An 18599-nucleotide genomic window follows, 5' to 3' on the forward strand; every position below is an offset into this window, starting at 1 on the left:
AATATTCAATTATAGGGATATTGCTCTATTTCCCACGGTTTTATTTCCCTCTCATTGCACTAACAGCAAACCCCCATATTTTCGTCTATGCTAATTAAGATAAATCTTAGTCAGGCGCTATAGCTGACAAATCTTGCTTATATTGTGATGATTTTTTCTTTTTGATTTTATTAACTCAGCTACCTCATCGTCCAGGGTGAAGAATAAAACTTACACCTGCCCTCTTTCACGGGGCAGGGGTTTTATTGTGCAAATAGGTTGATAGCCACATGACTTATTTGCTGCTTAATCATTCGCCATAAGGACTCAATTTATGTTGTTCAATTTCAGCTCATCTCAGGCATCCCCTCGTGCCGAACTGACATCGATTGATAGTGCTGTCCCGATGATTATTTTCAAGCCAGATGGTACGGTAAAACACGCTAATACATTATTTTTACAAGTAATGGGATACCAACAGGATGAGGTGGTCGGCAAACATCATAAACTGTTCTGTGACCCACAATATGTACTCACTGATGCCTACCGCCGCCACTGGCAACTGCTCAATGAAGGGCGACCGATTACCGATAATATTAAGCGTATCCGCAAGGATGGCAGCATTGTTTGGTTGCAGGGAACCTATACACCGGTACTCGATAGTAGTGGAAATGTGATTGAAATTATTAAGCTCGCCAGTGATGTGACCGAGCGTATTTTGCAATCTCAGGAACACCAGAGTTTGCTAAAAGCACTTAACCGTTCAATGGGGATGATCACTTTCACACCACAAGGCATTATTTTGGATGCCAACGAGAATCTGCTGAAGGTTATTGGTTATTCACTGGCAGATATTCAACATAAATCTCATCAGATACTCTGCACACCAGAATTTGCACATAGCGATGAATACTACCAGCACTGGCAGCGGTTAGCCCATGGTGAGTTTATTATTGGCCGTTTTGAGCGTCTTAATAGACATGGCAAACGGGTATGGCTGGAGGCCAGTTATAACCCGATTATGGATAACGAGGGACAAGTGATTAAAGTGGTGAAGATTGCTCAGGATATTACACAATTGATGTTGCAGCAGGAGCATGAGGAGAACCTGATCCGCGATGTGCACTATTTATCATTAACCACCGACCGTTCAGCGTCACAAGGGGCTGAGATTGTTCAACAGGCTGTTCGTGGTATGCAAGAGGTTGAGTCTATTGCACGCGAAACCTCTGATGTGGTCAGTGATTTGGGCCGCTGCTCACAAGAGATTGGTACCATGGTGGAAGCGATTCGTAAAATATCGTCTCAAACCAATCTATTAGCGATCAATGCCTCGATTGAAGCGGCTCATGCCGGTGAGCATGGCAAGGGTTTCTCGGTGGTGGCAAGTGAGGTCCGTTTATTGGCGGACCAGTCACGCAAGGCAGCGACTGAAATCGAGCAGATGACAAAGAGCATACAAAATGGGGTGATGGCGGCTATCAAGGGTATGGGGACTTGTGTCGAACAAGCGGGGGGCGGGGTGACGCTGACCCAAGATGCCGGTGAGGTTATTAATCAGGTCAATATTGGGATGCAGGATGTAGTGAAACTCATGACCGCATTTGCTCAGGTCAAGAATCAACAAGCGCCGGTATGATTGGCCTATCAGCATAAAAAAATCTGGCGGGGATCATCAAGATGCCCGCCAGAGGTATTTTAGGGTAATGTCAGCCTGCGCCTCAGGAAACGTGTTGGAGGAATTCCCGTAAACGTTCACTTGGCGGATTTGAGATAAGGCTATCCGGGTTGCCATCCTCAGCGACCCGACCTTTATCAATGAAGATAAGACGCGATGCCACTTTCTGGGCAAAACCCACTTCATGGGTGACGATGACCATGGTCATGCCTTCTTCGGCCAAGTCCTTCATTACCGTCAATACTTCGTGACGTAATTCTGGATCCAGTGCCGAGGTCGGCTCATCAAACAACATCAACTTGGGTTTTACCGCCAGCGCACGAGCGATAGCGACACGCTGCTGTTGGCCACCCGATAGCTCTGCGGGAAAATGATGTGCGCGTTCTGCCAATCCAACTTTGGTTAACAACTCCATAGCGAGTTTGTTGGCTGCTTCTTTAGAAGCACCACGAACGCGAATCGGACCAAAGGCGACGTTTTCCAAGGCCGTCAGGTGGGGGAACAGATAAAACTGTTGGAACACCATGCCAGCTTCCTGACGGATCAGGCGCTCATCGACTTTGGGGTCATTGACATTCAGACCATCGACAATCAACTCACCACTGGTGATAACTTCCAGCTTATTGATACAACGCAGCAGGGTGGACTTACCCGAGCCGGAAGGGCCAATAATAACCACCACTTCACCCTTGGTGATATTCAAATTGATGTCGTGAAGCACTTGGGTTTTACCAAAGTGTTTAGAGACGTTTTTGAATTCAATCATATTATTTTCAGCTTTCTTTCTAACCGGCGCAGAACGAAGCTCAGAGCCAAGGTGATAATCAGGTAGATCACCGCCACCGCACTCCATATCTCCATGGCGCGGAAGTTGCCGGCAATAATTTCCTGACCCTGACGAGTCAGTTCTGCTACGCCAATCACGATAAACAGTGAGGTGTCTTTAATACTGACGATCCACTGGTTACCGAGTGGTGGCAGCATACGGCGCAGAGCCAAAGGGGCTATTACGTAACGCAAGGTATCGCGTTTGGATAAGCCGAGAGCCAGACCGGCCTCGCGAAATCCATTGTGGATTGACAGCACCGCACCACGGGTAATTTCTGCGATGTAAGCCCCTGAGTTAATAATAATGGTCACAACGGCTGCTGAGAAAGGATCGATGCGCACCGGCATCATCATCGGCAACGCAAAGTAGATAAACATCACCTGCACCACAATCGGCGTGCCACGGATCAGTTCAATAAAGACTAATGCGATATTTCTGCTCAGCCAACCGCCATAAGCGCGGGCAAACCCTGCTATAACCCCAATAATCAGGCCGCCAAGCAACCCCAGGACCGAGATCCATAGGGTTAACTTGGCGCCTTCAAGCAGGATTGGGATGGCGGGCCAAATAGCGCTCCATTCAAACTGCATGGATATTCTCCTGGTCTAAAAACGGCAAAAATGAATTACTTAGGTTCTACGCCGAACCATTTTTTATAGATTGCAGCGTAAGTGCCGTCTTCTTTCAGAGATTTCAGAGCAACGTTAACTTTGTCACGCAGGTCACTGCCTTGTGGGAATGCAACACCATATTGCTGAGCTTTGATAGATTCACCCACCGCTTTGAACTGGCCATTGCCGGCAGTTTTGATGAAGTAAAGGATGTTTGGCGTGTCATGCAAAACGGCATCAGCGCGGCCAGTACCTAACTCCAAATAGGCGTTATCGATATTCGGGAATTGGCGCAGGTCTTTGGTTTTGATGTTGGCTTTAGCATAATCGACAGAACCGGTGCCGCTTTTTACTGCCAACACTTTACCTTTCAGATCAGCTTCGCCTTTGATGTCATTGTTGTCAGCTTTTACCATCACCAGCAGGCCGCTGTTGTAGTAGCCATCAGAGAAATCAACGGCTTTTTTACGTTCGTCGGTAATAGTGATACCGGCTAGTGCCAGATCCACGTTCTTGGTTTGCAGTGCTGGAATGATACCGCTGAAATCCATTGGTTTCAGGGTGTATTTCAAATCCAGTTTCTTCGCGATGGCATCCCACAAGTCGATATCAAAACCGACATATTTATCCCCTTGTTTGAATTCAAAAGGGACGAACGCGGTGTCGGTAGCAACGATCAATTCTTTTTCTGCGGCGTGAGAACTAACAGCAAAGGCCAGCGTAAGTGCGACCAATGAAACTTTGACAAGTGACTTCATAAGTGGGAGTTCCTTTGTACTTTTGTGGATGGAGATCCGTTTTTTATATTTCAGATAGCAATATGAAAAGATCGTGCCAGAAATGCAAGTTATTTAAAAATAACGAAATTATTCTAAGTGATTAGCATGCAATTACTTAGCTGACATTGTTTGCACCATCATGACTCACCAAAATAGTGCGTTAATATCATTTTGGTGCAACTAATCCATTATTTACTTATTATTAACTAGTTCGTTAATAATGTACAATCGATAATCAACATCAATGTAACAATATTGTTAACTATCTCCGATTTTTGTTCGATAATGGTGCAATAAGGGGGATGAAGGGGAGGGATTGCTATCTGAGTTGGCTATCTTTACTGCCACGGCGGTTATATCCGGCATGGCTGGCCTGATGCTTGTCTAATTGATTCTGGCAGTTCAGGCAATATTTTACCCCCGCCAGAACTTTACGCCGTGCTTCTGGAATGGCTTGACCACATTCAAGGCAATATAGCTCACTTTCACCACTGCCAAGCGCCTGTCTTGCGCGTTGTACCGCATCTTCAACGGTGGAGTCAATTTGATCTTGTACTGCGCCGTCGCCGGCCCATCCACTTGCCATATGACCTCCGTGCGTAGGGCCGGATAACCGGCCCTGTACCCATCTTCGTTAAAATTGCAGGTGTATTGGCTATTCTCATTACCCGGTCTATCTTTCTGCCATTTTACGATCTATTGGGTATCATACTGAGGATTACTCAATATTTGACTCGATAAACCACAGGAATTTATCCAGATCACGTGATGCGGCAGTAAACATATCAGCACTGTCTTCATCTTCTACTTCTGAAATTGCCTTACGAATATCATTAGCAACCACGGCGTAGCGGTCTGCCAGCGCTTTAAGATGTTCTTGCACGCTATGGATATTGGTTGGGTAACTTTTCAGCGGTGTTTTATCATTAATGACTTGTGTGGTTCCGAGCGCGACACCACCGAGTTGTACCGCTCGTTCTGCGAAGGTATCTAGGTGATCAGTGAGGGCTGTGCGGAAGCCATCCAGCATTTCATGCACCGCGATAAAGTTGGCACCGCGCATATTCCAGTGAGCCTGTTTGGTCATCAGCGACAGATCAATAAACTGAATAACCATACGGTTTAATACTTTCACTGTGTCAACTTTGACATGTTCTTCAACATCGTTGCGAGTGTAGAGCAGTTCGGAAGATTTTGTTTTTACCAGTTTTGCTGTACTCATAATAGGTATCCCTTTATTGAGTTGATTACCAATTTCTTCACCGCAATAAGTATAACAAAGATATTTAAGTTTGTAGGGTAGATTCGGCCTATCAATTAAATAGTTGATAGTGGTGTTTATTTGTAAATGTAATTTATTGTTTCTTTTTAAGAATATTATCATCGCGGTGTTTATGGCTAATTGAAAATAACTATTGCTGTGATTTGTATGGTTTTTATGAGGCCAATATCCATTTGGATGCTTTCAATAATATTTAATGCCACGGATGAGGCGAAGGTGTTATTAATTAATAGCTTGGCGAACATGAGTAATATATATAATGCGATGAATAGTTCCATACCGGAACGAATCAGCAGGTATGCCAGTCAATAAATTCAACCAGCATACCCGGTATGACTACTGAGCGTGGGCAACAATAAACAAGCGGGGGAATGCCAACAAACGGCGACCATCGGCCTGTTGCGGATAGGCCACATCAATGATTGCCAGATAGTCTTGCAAAAAATCCAATCGCATTGCTTCAGAGAGCGGTTCAAGAAAAGGCCGTAAACCTGTGGCTCGCAGCCAATCGACGATGGCTTGCGCTGAAGGCATCGGGTGGTAATAGGTAGTGCGCCAAATATCTATCCGCTCTGCATTGGGGGCCAGTAAGTCATAATACTGATTGGCTGACAGAACCTTCGCCCGTATTGCCCCCGCCTCTTGTAGTGTTTGCTGCCATGGACCGTTTTCTGCAACTTCACGCATAGCTCGATGGCTGGGCTCCTCCAAATTATCTGGCATCTGGACCGCAAGTATGCCGTGGGTAGCCAACTTGGAGAACAAATAGGGAAAGAGTTGCTGATGATCGGTTAGCCATTGTAACGATGCGTTAGCATAAATAAGATCTTGTGGCTCAGCGGGTTGCCACTGGCGAATATCCGCTTCAAGAAATGCACATGCCGGCAGGCGCTGTTGCGCACTGGCCAACATCGCCACCGAGTTATCAATCCCAACCAGCTGCGCCTGCGGAAAACGCTGGTGCAGCAATTGGGTAGAGTTGCCTGGCCCACAACCTAAATCGCTGATGCGCTGTGGCTGGGTAGTGCTGATATGTGCGAGCAAATCACCGGCAGGGCGGGTACGTTCTGCTTCAAATTGGCGGTATAAATCAGGATCCCAGTCTTGCATGCATAACCTCCGGTAGAAAAAGATCAGTAATGCGGATAAGTGATAGCCGCTGACGCGTGCATATTTATCTATTATAGATTCTGCAATGGCCCGCTAAACAGCACCGCACCGGTTGGCTGGCCAGTGGGCGAGCCGCCGTGAGGCTCCAGACTGATTGCTAATAACGAATTCGCCATTAACTGGTTTTCAGTCAGAGTCAGTTGTGTTGGCCCATGGGTATTGAGTAACCCCAGTGAGTGTGGTTTTTCACCCGCCGGAATACTCCATAATTCAAGGCTATTACGCTCACTGACTACCACGGGGTTAAGGGGAGTTAATGTCAGGCTACGAGTCGATTTCTCCAGACTGACCACCCATTGACCACTTTGCTGACTATTGGAGAGCACGGCCACCGGGACGGATGTTGGTGGCTCTACCAATAAACGTGGGATCACCAGGACTGCGGCCAGTGCGGCGGCGACAGCCCACCCCAAATAAGACCAACGATTACGTTTGATATGGCGCAGGTTGATTGGTGGTAACTCTAACTCCAGCCGCTTCCATACGCGTTCAGGAGGCTCCAGCGGGGCCAATTGATTATCCAGTTGGGTAAACAGACGCTGCCAACTGGCAACATCTGCCGCCAACTGTGGGTCACGACGGAATCGGCGTTCAAAATGCAGCCGGGCAAGTCCGCGCAGGGTTCCCAGCGCATATTCAGCGGCCAATGCTGAGTCATATTCGCGTCTGTTTTTCATAAGCCTACGCAGCCCTTCAAGTGATCGAGTGCACGACGTATCCAGCTTTTTATCGTACCAAGTGGTTGTTGTAGATGAGTAGAGATCTCCCCATGAGAAAGCCCCTGATAATAAGCCAACATAATACTTTGTCGTTGCTCAACCGGCAGATGTGCCAAACAGTCTGCCAATTGTTTAGCTTCACTGTCTTGCTGCAATTGAGCCAGAGGCGTCAGTGTGTCATCGGTCAAATAATCGGTTTGGTCATCGTTCAACGTTTGCAGACGATTATCACTGCCGCGCATCAAATCGATGGCCCGATTACGCACAATATGGGTCAACCAGGTTAATGGGGCACTGAGTTGCGCATTGTAATTATCGGCCCGATGCCAGACGGTGAGGAAACAGTCGTGCAAAACCTCCTCTGCCCGAGCAGGGTTGCGCAGCATTCTTAAGGCGACCGCGAATAGTCTGGGGGAAGTGAGCCGGTATAGTTTTTCAAACGCGGACTGATCACCTTGAGCAATGGCATCGATCAGCCCGATTTGTTGTTCCAGTGAGTATTCATTCATGCGCCAATCCCTAAAAAAGCCGTCAGGTGCAGTGAGACACTGCACCCAGTATAGACGGGTTTTATTTAGGCATCAGAACAGTATCAATCACATCGATCACGCCATTTTTCTGTTGTACATCATAGGTGCTGATATTGGCGATGTTCCCTTTTCCATCTTTAAGCTGAATGTTATGTGGCCCGTTGTTCATAATCCATAGTGATTGGCCATTGACAGTTTTCAGCTCGGCAGTACCCCCTCCGGCTTTAATTTTACTTTCTAACTGTTTCATATCGTAGTTCCCGGCCACCACGTGATAGGTCAAGATTTGGGTGAGCATGGCTTTATTTTCTGGTTTGACCAGACTTTCAACTGTACCGGCGGGCAATTTTGCAAACGCGGCATTGGTGGGCGCGAACAGGGTAAATGGCCCAGGGCCTTGCAGGGTATCAACCAACCCTGCAGCTTTAACCGCAGCGACTAAGGTCGTGTGATCTTTTGAGTTAACCGCATTCTCGATAATATTTTTACTCGGCAACATCGAAGCACCACCTACCATAACAGTTTCGGACATCATGGCGGCCATAGAGACAGTACTGAACAGTAAGGAAGCACAGATAGCAGAACGAAGAAGAGTTTTCATAATGTATTCCTTTTAGGACGGTTGAGGTGAAGTCTTGCCTCACATCTACCTATACGAATCAGCCTGGTGTTTTGGATGCAAAAAAAAGGAAAATAATTAATAAAAAACGCCAACCCGTGCAGTGCTGGGCTGGCGTTTGATAAATAACAATAGGATAGAAGGTGAGAGGGCTGAACTAGCCCTGATGCGCGCAGCACCCTTCAGGCAATTTGATCCAGTTGTGGCTTGGGTTTGATAGTCAGTGTGGCCCCGATAGAGGCACTGATAATTGATGCCAGAGCCAACCATTGAACCCATGTCAGATGTTCATTTAAGAATACCAACCCTGAAATGGCCGCCAGTGCTGGCTCCAGACTCATTAACGTGCCAAATGTGCGCGTAGGGAGCCGGGTCAGTGCGACCATTTCTAGTGAGTAGGGTAATGCCGTCGACAAAATAGCGACAGCCAGAGCAACGGGGAGAATGGCGGGATCGAACAGGGCAAGGCCGTTATATGCTACGCCAATTGGGCAAAATACCAGTGCTGCGATCAGAGAACCTACCGCGACAGTCCCAGGACCGTGATCACCGCCGGCTTTCTGCCCTGAAATAATATACAGCGCCCAACAGGCTCCAGCACCCAAGGCACAAGCCGCGCCAAATAAATCAATGGTACCAATGTTATGTCCCAGCGGTAATAAGAACCATAGCCCCAGAACGGCCAACCCTACCCAGATAAAGTCCACCGGGCGGCGAGAAGAGAACATGGCAACCGCCAACGGGCCGGTGAACTCCAATGCGACGGCAATACCCAATGGCACCGTTTTTAGTGACAGGTAAAACAAAAAGTTCATTCCACCTAATGTCACACCATAAATAAGCAGGGGTAAGCGGCTGCCTGAGGTGAATCGCATTCGCCAAGGTTTAAAGATGACAAACAAAATAAGTGTGCCGATACCGAGCCGCAGCGAGGTTATTCCTTGCGCGCCAACCAGTGGGAACAAACTTTTCGCCAACGATGCACCACTCTGGATGGAGATCATGGCAATCACCAGTAACAGAATAGGGACTAAGGGAAGTGAATGTTTGGATGAAGGAGACAAAGACATCCTGTTAAGCCTCAAAGAAAATTATTAGGTAGCTATTTTTGCCAGTGTAAATGAAATGTCAGCCAAGTGTTTGAAAATCACCAAAGGAGCGAAAAAAGAAACGGAAAGCAGTGAAAGAAATAATAAATTTTCAGCATTGCGGTTTTTTAACGCTATTTCTGCTGGTTATTTAAGCGCTAAAACTAAGAATAGTCTGGAATGGCTTTTGGTGATGGGAGTCACAAAAAGGTGTAGAATGGCGGAAATTCGTAAGCGTATTAGTAAGATGGAAGATTCTTGAAACCCTTTGTTACACCAAATAAATGATTAGACAATCATATGTAGGCAGAGTTTCCTACTATTTATTGTTATAATTTCATGGTGTTTTTGTTTCATCTAAAAATTTGCGTCTTTCGAGGTGGTTATGAATAAAATTGCATGTCTTTCAGCAGTAGCAGCTTGTGTATTAGCAGTGACCGCAGGTTCAGCCTTTGCCGGTCAAAGCACCGTTTCTGGTGGTTATGCCCAGAGCGATTATCAAGGTGTTGCTAACAAATCTTCAGGTTTCAACCTGAAATACCGTTACGAGTGGAGTGATTCTCAACTGGGTTACATCACCTCTTTCACTCACACTGAAAAAAGCAGCTTCGGTGACAGCTCGTCGGTATACAACAAAGCACAATACAATGCTATCACCGGTGGTCCAGCTTACCGTATCAACGATTGGGCTAGCGTTTATGGCCTGGTAGGTGTGGGTTACGGTCGTTTCAGCCAGAACTACCCAACTTCTGCTAGCGATAAAAGCAGCACCAGCGATTACGGCTTTACTTACGGCGCAGGTATGCAGTTCAACCCAATGCAAAATGTTGCCCTGGACGTTTCTTACGAACAGAGCCGCATCCGCAACGTTGATGTCGGTACTTGGGTTGCTGGCGTAGGTTACACTTTCTAAGCGACTGCTTAGAATAGTTAGCACTCATCTTTCACGGTGTTATGCTGTGTCTGATAAAAATCCGCTTTCGGGCGGATTTTTTTCGCCTGTCATATGATGCAGATGTGAGGCTGGCGTGTGATAACTATTTAACCGCATTTACGGCATCGACAATCAGCGCGATTATCTGCTGTGGATGAGAGAGTATCGAGGCGTGGCTGGAGGGTAACTCAATCACCTTTTGGGCCTGAATTCGAGCAGCAAAACCGCGTTGTGTTTCGACCGGCAGCATTCTGTCTTCCGTTGAAACCTGATACCAGCAAGGTTTGACCCGCCAGGCAGGCTGAGCAGACTTATCAGTAAAAGCGCGAGTTGCTAAGGGTTTTTGCACCATAGACATCACCAGTGCTTCATTCTCATCAATGTCCTGACACATATTTTCGTGGAACTGGTCAGTGTCAATCCATAGAAATCCATTATCATCCGGGCGAATATAAGCGGCGCCAATAGGCGGTTCACGCAGTGCAAAAGTACTGGATAAGCTCTCTCCCGCATCGGGGGCAAAAGCGGCGAGATAGACCATACCGACCACATTTTGCAGATGCCCGACTTGTGTAATGACCATGCCACCATAAGAGTGGCCCACTAATAGGGTAGGGCCATATAAGGCGGTAGTTAGCTTAATGGTCCGCTCCACGTCATCTGCTAATGATGTCAGCGGATTTTGTATTGCAATGACCCGGTGCCCCATGGTGTGCAGGGCTGGGATAATATAGCGCCACTGTGAGCCATCAGCCCATGCGCCATGGACCAATACAATATTAAGTTTTGTCGCCATATTTCCTCCTGAACGGGTATTAGTCCAAGCGGTGCATAATATCGTTATGCAGAAATAGCATTCTTGACGAATAACAACTTCTACTCATTTACCTGCATTAATGAAAAATCTTGTTTATAGCCAGATGTTATTAAAATTAAACAAATCTGTTATTAGGTTTAAAGTATAAAGCGCTGAGCGCTGATGGCTTTAGGATAAGGATGAAAATGAAGTACCGAATAATCCATTTGGATATCAATTGGCGATATAAAATTCCTGCGAATAGGATTCGCTATATTTTAAATTAATAAAAACAAGAGATTAACAAGGTTCTCTGTTTGGGTGTTACTGCGTAATTTACTGGTAAAAATGAGATAATATGACACACTACTATTAGTGCGGATTAACCTTCAGGCTCTTATCGTGATTCACGCATTAAGCTAAATAAAAAAATTGATGGTCATAAAACAGTTGGTTGTAATAAACGATAGGTTGTAATAAAACAATAGGTTGTAATAAAAAATGGGTTTAAATCATGACGACACTCAGTGAACAGGCTCCACCTCTGTTACATGACACCAAGCTTGAACAGCAGATTTTAAGACGTTCAATTTTTTGCACTTTGTTTATCGCCATTATGGGGATTGTTTTTGGTATCGTATGCGGTTCGATGTCGATTATTTTCGATGGTATGTTCTCTGCTTTAGATGCTGGAATGTGCAGTTTATCGCTATTGGTTTCCCGATTACTTGGTCAGCCGCACAGTCGGCGTTTTCAATACGGTTTCTGGCATGTTGAACCACTGGTTCTGGCTTTCAATGGCAGCTTGCTGGCCTTTCTTTGTCTTTACGCATTCGTCAATGCCATTAAGGGGATTTTCGACGGCGGCAGGGAATTGGAGTTGGGGTGGGCGATTGTTTATGCATTAGTGGTCAGTATTTTCTGTTTCACCCTCTTTTTAAAACAACGTCGTTTAAATAAACGAGTCAAATCCGAGCTAATTGCATTGGATACCAAAAGCTGGTTAATGTCGGCCTGCATCAGTTCTGCGTTATTAGTAGCCTTCTTGCTTTCATGGTGTATGGAAGGTACCCGCTATGCGCATTTGATTGTTTATACCGACCCCGCTGTATTGGCCTTGTTAACCTTGGTCTTAATACCTGTGCCAATAAAAACAGTCATTTCGGCAGTTCGTGAAGTATTACAAATGACGCCAGACAATCTGGATAATGCCATTGAGAGCTTAATGGATAAGTTAATGGCAAAATATAAATTTATTGATTACTCCCACTATGCCACCCGCATGGGGCGGGGGTTGTTTATCGAGATTCATGTGGTTATTCCACCAGAGATGGAGACGAATGGTGTCAGTTATTTTGACAAATTACGCGATGAAATAGCCAAAGAAATTGGCGAGTCCGGCCCTCATCGGTGGCTAACGATCTCCTTTACCCGCGATGCAAAGTGGTTATAGCATCAACATCAATAGCGGGTATGGCGGCGTGTAAATAAATTAACCAAGGTAATGATTCTTATGAACAAGATGATTATTAAGCGTCAGATAAAACTTAACGCTATTGATACGCCGCCAAGGTTTGATGCTGTTACTAAGGTAGCCATTAATGATGAAACCATCGAATATCGCAAAGCTAAAGTTATTAGTAATATGCGCCGTGCCGCTATCGATTATTTATTGGTGTATGCGGACAAAGAGCATGGGGGTAACTTTGAATATCTGGCGGGGTTTATTCCCCGTTTTGAAGAAGCGGCTCTGGTGTTACATGTCTCGGGCGAGGTCTATTTATTATTAGGTAACGAGAATTTAAAGTTATCTGACTATGCCAGAGTCAGAAATACCGTGATTCATGTCCCCTATTTTTCATTGCCAAATCAACCAATGGACAACAGTAAAACGCTTACTGAATTATTGGCAGCAACCGGGATTCAGCAGGCTAAAAAGATTGGGGTTGCAGGATGGAAACTGTTTACCAGTAAGCTGGACGATAACAGTCAGCTATTTGATATTCCGCATTTTATTTTGGATGCAATTAAAAAGTCTGCTTCACCGGTAGCAACGATTATTAACGCTACCAGTCTATTTATTGGCAGTGATATTGCAGCTAGAGTGACCAATAATGCTAATGAATTGGCGCACTATGAATATGGCGCTAATTTGGCGTCGAATCGTATTCTTAATGCATTGGCGGCGGTTGATATCGGCATAACAGAAAAGCAACTGGGCAGTTATCTGGCAGATGAAGGCCAACCGAACACTGTTGTGATAATTGCTGCGACTGGCGCCAGATTTGAACAGGCAAATTTATATCCCAGTGATAAAGCGGTACAACTCGGCGATAAAATATCATTGACCACTGGGTTTAAAGGCGGTTTGAGCAGTAGAACCGGCTATGCGGTTCATCATGTAGATGAACTACCACGCGCGGAAAGAGATTATCTTGATAAGGTTGCGCTACCTTATTACACAACAGTCGTCGCTTGGCTGGAAAATATTCGTATTGGTATGCCAGGAAAAGAGATGTACGCATTAGTGGAAACGGTTTTCCCTAAATCACAATACCATTGGTCGCTAAATCCCGGCCATTTAGTTGCTGATGAAGAGTGGTTGTGCTCTCCCATTTATAGCGATTCTGAAGAGATAATTCGCAGTGGGATGATATTCCAAATCGATATCATTCCTTCGGTAAAAGGTTATGCCGGAGTGAGTGCTGAGGAGTGTATTGCACTGGCTGATCAGCATTTACGTAATGCGCTCGCTACACAGTACCCTGATGTTTGGCAAAGAATACAAAAACGGCGTAGTTATCTCAGCGATATCCTGAATATCCATCTCAGCGAAGAGGTGCTACCGATGTCTAACACAGTTGGCTATCTGCGGCCATTCCTGCTGGATAAATACAGCGCATTGCAATGTATTGATGAGTAACAGCACGAATAACCTAGGGTTTAGGGTATTTATTTAAGGGGCTAATAGTCCCTTTTAGTGGCATCAAGCTTTTATTGCCGCAGCCACTTACCGTCAGATTTAAGCGCTTGCTGAGATTTCGTGCAAAACTGGAGGCGATACTCTTGCCATCTTGTGGCATAATGCGCGCCGAATCACATTTTCTATAATTCTTGAATATCCCTATTCAGTAATCCAATCGAGAGCGAGCTCTGTGCTAAGTACTAACAATATCACCATGCAATTCGGCAGCAAGCCGCTGTTTGAAAACATTTCAGTAAAATTCGGTGGCGGTAATCGCTATGGTCTGATCGGCGCTAATGGCTGTGGTAAATCCACCTTCATGAAAATCCTTGGCGGTGATTTAGTTCCTAGCGGCGGTAACGTATTCCTTGACCCGAATGAGCGTCTGGGTAAGTTACGTCAGGACCAATTCGCCTTTGAAAACAACACAGTGCTGGACACCGTTATTATGGGTCACGGCGAGCTGTGGGAAGTAAAAGAAGAGCGCGACCGCATCTACGCTATGGCTGAAATGAGCGAAGCAGACGGCTATAAAGTGGCTGATCTGGAAGTTGCCTATGGTGAAATGGATGGTTACAGCGCAGAAGCCCGTGCCGGTGAATTATTGCTTGGTGTAGGTATTCCGGTTGAACAACATTATGGGTTGATGAGCGAAATCGCTCCTGGCTTTAAATTGCGTGTATTGCTGGCGCAAGCCCTGTTCTCAGACCCGGAAATTTTGCTCCTCGACGAACCGACCAACAACCTGGATATTGATACTATCCGCTGGTTGGAACAAGTGCTGAACGAACGTAGCAGCACCATGATTATTATTTCCCATGACCGTCACTTCCTGAACATGGTGTGTACCCACATGGCGGATCTGGATTATGGCGAACTGCGTGTTTATCCGGGTAACTATGACGAATACATGACGGCGGCGACGCAAGCTCGTGATCGTCTGTTGTCAGATAACGCCAAGAAAAAGGCCCAGATCTCTGAGCTGCAATCTTTCGTTAGCCGCTTTAGTGCCAACGCCTCTAAATCCAAACAGGCGACGTCTCGCGCCCGCCAGATTGATAAAATTCAGCTTGATGAAGTGAAAGCATCTAGCCGCCAGAACCCGTTTATCCGCTTTGATCAGGATAAAAAACTGTTCCGTAATGCGCTGGAAGTTGAACTGTTGACCAAAGGTTTTGATGACGGCCCGCTGTTTAAAAAACTGGATTTGCGCCTGGAAGTGGGTGAAAAAGTGGCTATCCTCGGGCCAAACGGTATCGGTAAATCGACTTTGCTGAAAACCTTGGTAGGGGATTATGAGCCGGATTCTGGCACCGTAAAATGGTCTGAAAACAGTAAGATTGGTTACTATGCACAGGATCATGCCAGCGATTTTGAAATCGATCTGACGGTATTTGACTGGATGAGTCAGTGGAAACAGGAAAAAGACGACGAGCAGGCTGTGCGCAGTGTGCTGGGCCGTTTACTGTTTAGCCAGGACGATATTAAGAAGAAAGTACAGGTCTTGTCTGGTGGTGAGAAAGGGCGGATGTTGTTTGGTAAGCTGATGATGCAGCGCCCTAACATCATGGTAATGGATGAGCCAACCAACCATTTGGATATGGAATCGATTGAAGCGCTGAACATGGCATTAGAAATGTACGAAGGCACGCTAATCTTCGTTTCCCATGACCGTGAGTTCGTTAGTTCTTTGGCGACCCGAGTGATTGAAATGACACCAGGCAAGCTGATCGACTTTACCGGTAACTACGAAGACTATCTGCGTAGCCAGGGTATTCAGTCCTGATTAGTTGATGGTGTGTTGATAAGAGAGCTGATGCATTGCATCAGCTTTTTTTTTGCGCTAAATAGGCGGCTAATCTTTGCCACAGACTTCACAGTGGGCATCTTTGGCTAGCTTCATGGTCCGAAACTCTGCCGTTGCGGCGTCATACATCAATATGCGCCCAGATATCACCTGACCATAATCAGCTAACAGCTTTATGGTTTCCATCGCTTGTAAATTACCAATAATCCCCACCAAGGGCGACATTACCCCGGCTTCAACACAGGTCAGTGCATTGTCACCGAATAACCGACTGAGGCAGCGATAGCAGGGTTGGTTTGGCTGATAAGTGAAAACACTAATTTGCCCCTCCATGCGAATTGCTGCACCTGAAACCAGTGGTTTACGTTGTGCATGACACAGTCGATTGAGTTGCTCGCGGCTGGTGACATTATCGGTACAATCCAACACCAACTGATGTTCAGCAATGGTTGCCGCGAGTTGTTGGTCATCTAACTGACCATCAATGGATTTCAGTGCCAAATGAGGGTTCATTTCAGACAGCGTCAGTGCCGCAGAGGCCACTTTTGACATTCCGATACGATTATCGCGATGCAAAACCTGCCGCTGCAGGTTGGAAAGCGAAACCGTATCAAAATCCAGCAGGGTAAGGTGGCCCACGCCTGCTGCTGCCAGATATTGTGCGGCTGCGCATCCTAGCCCCCCTAATCCAACGATTAACACCTTGGCAGCATTCAGTTTTTCCTGACCGTCAAAATCAAAACCGCGCAGCACGATTTGCCGGTTATAACGCAGGGCTTGGGCATCGGTCAGTTCTGGCAGCATCTCAGCCTCTCCACCATGTACAATTTATTGCCCCAATAGCCCGTTAAACAGTTCGATTTCAACTGTTTCACCGACCGAGACAGAACCGCGTTCTCGTTCCAGCACAATAAAGCAGTTACCTTGGCTGAATGAACTGAATACGTGAGACCCCTGATGACCTGTGGTGCGTACTTCCAATTCACCGTTAGCATTGGTGGAGAAAATACCGCGTTGAAAATCTAAACGGCCGGGGGATTTCTTCAATTTTGTCGCCGCGACCGCGTTGAGGCGCAGTGGTGGACGCCACCCCGCATGGCCGGAGAGTTTAGCAATAAGGGGTTGTACCAACTGATAGAATGTTAGCGCCGCCGAGACCGGATTACCCGGTAAGCCGCAGAACCAGGCGTTATCCAATTTGCCGAAAGCAAACGGTTTGCCGGGTTTTATCGCCAACTTCCAGAAACCGATATCGCCTAACTCTTCCAGCATCTGTTTGGTGTAATCCGCTTCACCCACCGAGACACCACCACTGCTGATAACAAGGTCAGCGGCGGCATCGGCTTGTTCAAATGCTTTGCGCAATGCGAGTTGATCGTCACGGATCACGCCAAGGTCAACTATTTGGCAGCCTAACTGTTGCAGCATCAACCGTACCGCGAAGCGGTTAGTATCGTAAATCTGTCCTTCGCCTAAGGGCTGCCCGACTGGTTGCAATTCATCGCCGGTAGAGAAAATAGCCACTTTCAGTGTGCGAAACACGGCAATCTCTGCAATGCCTAATGAGGCGAGTAGCGGTAATTGCGCCGCGCCTAATTTTACCCCCGCGGGGAAAACGGCAGCACCCTGTTGGATATCTTCACCCGGCAAGCGGATATTTTGCCCAACCTGCACCTGGCTATTGAATATGACACCTTGTTCGCCAGCCACGGCCTGTTCTTGCATGATGACGGCATCGGCTCCTTCAGGAATAGGGGCACCGGTCATGATTCGCACGCAAGTATTGGCTGGCCACTCACCTTTAAACGGTGCACCGGCAAAAGCCTTGCCGGCTACCGGCAGCGGTAATGTGCTGCTAAGCTCATTACAACGCACGGCATATCCGTCCATGGCTGAATTGGCGAAGGGGGGCACAGCAATCGGTGATGTAATTGCACTGGCGGTGATACGTCCCGCCGCTTCGGTCAATGCGATGATTTCTGTTGCCTGCAATGGCGTAACCTGCGACAGCATTTTAGTCAGAGCTTGTTCGAGAGAGAGTAAATCCGAGGTATTACTGTGATCCATGCTGGACTCCGTGGTCAGTGTGCACCGTTAGCTAGAGGTAATTATGGGTGCTGAGCTACCATCAAATAATGAAACCATTATGGCAGAGATTGTCAGGTGGGTGAATGGATGGCGGCGCAAAGAGACGATAGATTGATACTGCCTTGATCAGTGCTATTATTTTCATGGGTATAAACCTTCGGCAGGCAACACAGGGGTGTGACATGGAGTATCAATCGATTCTGGACTTTTGGTTTAACGAGATGGACCCGGCGTTGTGGTTCAAAAAGGATGAGGATTTTGATGCTCTGCTACGCAAGCGGTTTGGCCCGGTTTGGCAAGCGGCATCAAAGGGGGAATTGGCCCACTGGCGGTTTAAAATTGAAGGGCGTTTGGCGGAAATATTGATACTGGATCAATTCAGCAGAAACCTGTTCCGTGATTTACCTGCATCATTTTCTTGTGACGGGATGGCGCTGGTGCTAGCGCAGGAAGCAATCAGCAGTGGTCAGACGAAACAATTATCTGATATTCAACGCGGCTTTCTTTATCTTCCTTTTATGCATTCCGAATCGGCGCTTATTCATAAACAGGCATTAGAACTCTTTACCGAATTGGGTAATGACAATCAGCTTGATTATGAGTTACGCCATAAAGCGATTATTGATCGCTTTGGCCGTTACCCACACCGCAATCATATCCTTGGGCGAGTCTCAAGTGCAGAGGAACAGGCTTTTCTTCTCCAGCCTGATTCTGCTTTCTAGACA

20 protein-coding genes are annotated in these 18599 nt (G+C 46.6%); 7 read left to right on the top strand and 13 right to left on the bottom strand.

Features of this window, described 5'->3' with window-relative positions; genetic code table 11:
- The first annotated feature begins 313 nt into the window (after nucleotides 1–313).
- On the top strand, nucleotides 314–1618 hold the full coding sequence (locus tag ACWJJO_RS07675) for a methyl-accepting chemotaxis protein (RefSeq protein ID WP_372568889.1): 1305 nt from the start codon (nucleotides 314–316) through the stop codon (nucleotides 1616–1618).
- Nucleotides 1619–1700: 82 nt separating this feature from the next.
- Here ACWJJO_RS07675 and glnQ read toward each other — a convergent pair whose 3' ends face one another.
- From glnQ to rhtA, 10 genes are all read right to left on the bottom strand, one after another.
- Nucleotides 1701–2423 (bottom strand): glutamine ABC transporter ATP-binding protein GlnQ, encoded by a 723-nt coding sequence (gene glnQ / locus ACWJJO_RS07680; RefSeq protein ID WP_083159444.1) that lies wholly within the window; start codon nucleotides 2421–2423, stop codon nucleotides 1701–1703.
- Nucleotides 2420–3076: a glutamine ABC transporter permease GlnP gene (gene glnP / locus ACWJJO_RS07685; RefSeq protein WP_004709093.1), complete on the bottom strand. Its 657-nt coding sequence runs from the start codon at nucleotides 3074–3076 to the stop codon at nucleotides 2420–2422. Before glnP ends, glnQ begins: the two co-directional genes overlap by 4 nt.
- Nucleotides 3077–3111: 35 nt before the next feature.
- On the bottom strand, nucleotides 3112–3855 hold the full coding sequence (glnH, locus tag ACWJJO_RS07690) for a glutamine ABC transporter substrate-binding protein GlnH (protein WP_083159442.1): 744 nt from the start codon (nucleotides 3853–3855) through the stop codon (nucleotides 3112–3114).
- 340 nt (nucleotides 3856–4195) lie between these two features.
- Complete coding sequence (locus ACWJJO_RS07695; RefSeq protein WP_083159440.1) at nucleotides 4196–4462, bottom strand: DksA/TraR family C4-type zinc finger protein; 267 nt, start codon at nucleotides 4460–4462, stop codon at nucleotides 4196–4198.
- Nucleotides 4463–4594: 132 nt separating this feature from the next.
- Nucleotides 4595–5098, bottom strand: coding sequence for a DNA starvation/stationary phase protection protein Dps (gene dps / locus ACWJJO_RS07700; protein ID WP_083159438.1), 504 nt, complete (start codon nucleotides 5096–5098; stop codon nucleotides 4595–4597).
- A 396-nt stretch (nucleotides 5099–5494) separates the two neighbouring features.
- Nucleotides 5495–6268, bottom strand: a complete 774-nt coding sequence (tam, locus tag ACWJJO_RS07705) for a trans-aconitate 2-methyltransferase (RefSeq protein WP_083159436.1) — start codon at nucleotides 6266–6268, stop codon at nucleotides 5495–5497.
- A 71-nt stretch (nucleotides 6269–6339) separates the two neighbouring features.
- On the bottom strand, nucleotides 6340–7005 hold the full coding sequence (locus ACWJJO_RS07710; RefSeq protein ID WP_083159434.1) for an anti-sigma factor: 666 nt from the start codon (nucleotides 7003–7005) through the stop codon (nucleotides 6340–6342).
- Nucleotides 7002–7556 (bottom strand): sigma-70 family RNA polymerase sigma factor, encoded by a 555-nt coding sequence (locus ACWJJO_RS07715; protein WP_083159432.1) that lies wholly within the window; start codon nucleotides 7554–7556, stop codon nucleotides 7002–7004. Before ACWJJO_RS07715 ends, ACWJJO_RS07710 begins: the two co-directional genes overlap by 4 nt.
- A 61-nt stretch (nucleotides 7557–7617) precedes the next feature.
- Nucleotides 7618–8178, bottom strand: a complete 561-nt coding sequence (locus ACWJJO_RS07720; RefSeq protein WP_083159430.1) for a fasciclin domain-containing protein — start codon at nucleotides 8176–8178, stop codon at nucleotides 7618–7620.
- A 200-nt stretch (nucleotides 8179–8378) separates the two neighbouring features.
- Nucleotides 8379–9266, bottom strand: coding sequence for a threonine/homoserine exporter RhtA (gene rhtA, locus ACWJJO_RS07725; RefSeq protein WP_083159428.1), 888 nt, complete (start codon nucleotides 9264–9266; stop codon nucleotides 8379–8381).
- A 70-nt stretch (nucleotides 9267–9336) separates the two neighbouring features.
- Here rhtA and ACWJJO_RS07730 point away from each other — a divergent pair, with 70 nt between their 5' ends.
- On the top strand, nucleotides 9337–9546 hold the full coding sequence (locus ACWJJO_RS07730; protein ID WP_227746547.1) for a hypothetical protein: 210 nt from the start codon (nucleotides 9337–9339) through the stop codon (nucleotides 9544–9546).
- Nucleotides 9547–9669: 123 nt separating this feature from the next.
- Entirely contained in the window at nucleotides 9670–10197 is a 528-nt protein-coding gene (gene ompX, locus ACWJJO_RS07735; RefSeq protein ID WP_083159423.1) for an outer membrane protein OmpX, read from the top strand.
- A gap of 124 nt (nucleotides 10198–10321) precedes the next feature.
- Here ompX and ACWJJO_RS07740 read toward each other — a convergent pair whose 3' ends face one another.
- Nucleotides 10322–11014, bottom strand: coding sequence for an alpha/beta fold hydrolase (locus ACWJJO_RS07740; RefSeq protein ID WP_442847984.1), 693 nt, complete (start codon nucleotides 11012–11014; stop codon nucleotides 10322–10324).
- A gap of 514 nt (nucleotides 11015–11528) precedes the next feature.
- Here ACWJJO_RS07740 and ACWJJO_RS07745 point away from each other — a divergent pair.
- The 3 genes from ACWJJO_RS07745 (at nucleotide 11529) to ACWJJO_RS07755 (ending at nucleotide 15765) form a co-directional block, all read left to right on the top strand.
- Nucleotides 11529–12467, top strand: a complete 939-nt coding sequence (locus ACWJJO_RS07745; RefSeq protein WP_372568892.1) for a cation diffusion facilitator family transporter — start codon at nucleotides 11529–11531, stop codon at nucleotides 12465–12467.
- Nucleotides 12468–12527: 60 nt separating this feature from the next.
- A complete protein-coding gene (locus ACWJJO_RS07750; RefSeq protein WP_481090879.1) occupies nucleotides 12528–13937 on the top strand; it encodes a Xaa-Pro aminopeptidase in 1410 nt (469 codons plus the stop codon).
- A 232-nt stretch (nucleotides 13938–14169) separates the two neighbouring features.
- Nucleotides 14170–15765 carry an ABC-F family ATPase gene (locus ACWJJO_RS07755; protein ID WP_071843536.1) on the top strand — a complete coding sequence of 532 codons (1596 nt, stop codon included), beginning with the start codon at nucleotides 14170–14172 and terminating at the stop codon, nucleotides 15763–15765.
- Nucleotides 15766–15834: 69 nt separating this feature from the next.
- Here ACWJJO_RS07755 and moeB read toward each other — a convergent pair whose 3' ends face one another.
- Nucleotides 15835–16590 carry a molybdopterin-synthase adenylyltransferase MoeB gene (moeB, locus tag ACWJJO_RS07760; RefSeq protein WP_193784691.1) on the bottom strand — a complete coding sequence of 252 codons (756 nt, stop codon included), beginning with the start codon at nucleotides 16588–16590 and terminating at the stop codon, nucleotides 15835–15837.
- 24 nt (nucleotides 16591–16614) lie between these two features.
- A complete protein-coding gene (moeA, locus tag ACWJJO_RS07765) occupies nucleotides 16615–17853 on the bottom strand; it encodes a molybdopterin molybdotransferase MoeA (RefSeq protein ID WP_083159415.1) in 1239 nt (412 codons plus the stop codon).
- Between the two features lie 203 nt (nucleotides 17854–18056).
- Here moeA and ACWJJO_RS07770 point away from each other — a divergent pair, with 203 nt between their 5' ends.
- Nucleotides 18057–18596, top strand: coding sequence for a DUF924 family protein (locus ACWJJO_RS07770; RefSeq protein ID WP_083159413.1), 540 nt, complete (start codon nucleotides 18057–18059; stop codon nucleotides 18594–18596).
- The last annotated feature ends 3 nt before the right edge of the window (nucleotides 18597–18599 follow it).

The sequence above is a fragment of the Yersinia antarctica genome (assembly GCF_056636475.1).

Excerpts from the sequence above, each read along its gene's own strand:
- ACWJJO_RS07715 (WP_083159432.1), bottom strand. The coding sequence starts at position 7,556 with ATGAATGAATACTCACTGGAACAACAAATCGGGCTGATCGATGCCATT.
- ACWJJO_RS07720 (WP_083159430.1), bottom strand. The coding sequence starts at position 8,178 with ATGAAAACTCTTCTTCGTTCTGCTATCTGTGCTTCCTTACTGTTCAGT.
- ACWJJO_RS07695 (WP_083159440.1), bottom strand. The coding sequence starts at position 4,462 with ATGGCAAGTGGATGGGCCGGCGACGGCGCAGTACAAGATCAAATTGAC.
- ACWJJO_RS07740 (WP_442847984.1), bottom strand. The coding sequence starts at position 11,014 with ATGGCGACAAAACTTAATATTGTATTGGTCCATGGCGCATGGGCTGAT.
- ACWJJO_RS07675 (WP_372568889.1), top strand. The coding sequence starts at position 314 with ATGTTGTTCAATTTCAGCTCATCTCAGGCATCCCCTCGTGCCGAACTG.
- glnP (WP_004709093.1), bottom strand. The coding sequence starts at position 3,076 with ATGCAGTTTGAATGGAGCGCTATTTGGCCCGCCATCCCAATCCTGCTT.
- rhtA (WP_083159428.1), bottom strand. The coding sequence starts at position 9,266 with ATGTCTTTGTCTCCTTCATCCAAACATTCACTTCCCTTAGTCCCTATT.
- glnH (WP_083159442.1), bottom strand. The coding sequence starts at position 3,855 with ATGAAGTCACTTGTCAAAGTTTCATTGGTCGCACTTACGCTGGCCTTT.
- moeB (WP_193784691.1), bottom strand. The coding sequence starts at position 16,590 with ATGCTGCCAGAACTGACCGATGCCCAAGCCCTGCGTTATAACCGGCAA.
- ACWJJO_RS07750 (WP_481090879.1), top strand. The coding sequence starts at position 12,528 with ATGAACAAGATGATTATTAAGCGTCAGATAAAACTTAACGCTATTGAT.
- dps (WP_083159438.1), bottom strand. The coding sequence starts at position 5,098 with ATGAGTACAGCAAAACTGGTAAAAACAAAATCTTCCGAACTGCTCTAC.
- ACWJJO_RS07710 (WP_083159434.1), bottom strand. The coding sequence starts at position 7,005 with ATGAAAAACAGACGCGAATATGACTCAGCATTGGCCGCTGAATATGCG.
- glnQ (WP_083159444.1), bottom strand. The coding sequence starts at position 2,423 with ATGATTGAATTCAAAAACGTCTCTAAACACTTTGGTAAAACCCAAGTG.
- ACWJJO_RS07770 (WP_083159413.1), top strand. The coding sequence starts at position 18,057 with ATGGAGTATCAATCGATTCTGGACTTTTGGTTTAACGAGATGGACCCG.
- ompX (WP_083159423.1), top strand. The coding sequence starts at position 9,670 with ATGAATAAAATTGCATGTCTTTCAGCAGTAGCAGCTTGTGTATTAGCA.
- tam (WP_083159436.1), bottom strand. The coding sequence starts at position 6,268 with ATGCAAGACTGGGATCCTGATTTATACCGCCAATTTGAAGCAGAACGT.
- moeA (WP_083159415.1), bottom strand. The coding sequence starts at position 17,853 with ATGGATCACAGTAATACCTCGGATTTACTCTCTCTCGAACAAGCTCTG.
- ACWJJO_RS07745 (WP_372568892.1), top strand. The coding sequence starts at position 11,529 with ATGACGACACTCAGTGAACAGGCTCCACCTCTGTTACATGACACCAAG.